This is a genomic window from Litoribacterium kuwaitense, assembly GCF_011058155.1.
Taxonomy (GTDB): domain Bacteria; phylum Bacillota; class Bacilli; order Bacillales; family DSM-28697; genus Litoribacterium; species Litoribacterium kuwaitense.
The window spans coordinates 1-902 of sequence record NZ_JAALFC010000100.1; the positions used below are offsets into that span (position 1 = coordinate 1).

General features: G+C 37.1%; 2 protein-coding genes. One reads left to right on the top strand and one right to left on the bottom strand.

Annotated features, from left to right (window positions below; translation table 11 throughout):
- The first annotated feature begins 247 nt into the window (after positions 1-247).
- Positions 248-445 (top strand): helix-turn-helix domain-containing protein, encoded by a 198-nt coding sequence (locus tag G4V62_RS20985; RefSeq protein ID WP_376768335.1) that lies wholly within the window; start codon positions 248-250, stop codon positions 443-445.
- Positions 446-516: 71 nt separating this feature from the next.
- On the opposite strand, the gene G4V62_RS19160 is transcribed toward G4V62_RS20985, so the two are convergent.
- A partial coding sequence (locus G4V62_RS19160; RefSeq protein WP_165205229.1) for a transposase occupies positions 517-902 on the bottom strand: 386 nt, incomplete at its 5' end.

Consider the following 902-nt stretch of genomic DNA (forward strand, 5'->3'; position numbering starts at 1 on the left):
TCATGTCCGTCATCGGACAGGTAAGAAGGCAAGGCTTCATTTCCAGTTGGTGACGCTTGTTTATAATGCCTCCAGAATGGCCACAGATCGAATTAAAAAGATGAAAGCGGAACAAATGTCCAAGGCAGCGTGAATTAAAGCACGATATATTTTAAAAAAACATGTAAAACACCAAGGGACTACTCTACATTTTTTTTAAAAAGGGACTTATGAAATTAACTCGAGTGATAAAAAAATTACAGAATTAATAAAAGGAGCTCAAAAAGGAGTAGAACAAGACAAACAAGAAATTTTAAAACGGTTTGAGCCTTTAGTTCTTAGTCTCATTAAAAACGAAGATCCCCAAATTCAAGAAGATTTTAAACAGGAGCTATTTAAGGAGTTGTTAGAAATCATAGAAAGAATGAATGTACCTAATTCATACGATGAGAAGGATTGTCAATAATTTTGTGTGAATTAAGAATTCCATTTTTCACTAAAACTTTTGACGACTGAAACAGGATCTGTTCGCCTGCGTTACGGCACGCTTTTCCCTTCGATTTTTCGAAGCCAGATATATGCAGACTTCCATAAAGAAGCTTTCAAATAACGGCTAATCTGTAAGTAAGTTCGCTTACTATGGGTTCGCAGTTGGGCAAGGACATTCAGGCAATAGACAATCATGGCGATATATACTTGATTGTGCATGTTCAAATGTTTTTTTATCCATCTGAAGAATAGTTCAATTGCCCAACGAGACTTATATAGTTCTGCGATTTCACCCGCAGACAAATCAAATCGATTCGTTACCAGGTTCAGTTGGTTTCCTTTGGAATCCAGTACTTTTAAGAAACGAAATGTGTTTTCCGACCGGTTTTGCGTGGTGCCAATGACGACCATTTCATCGGACAACACGTCAGAGT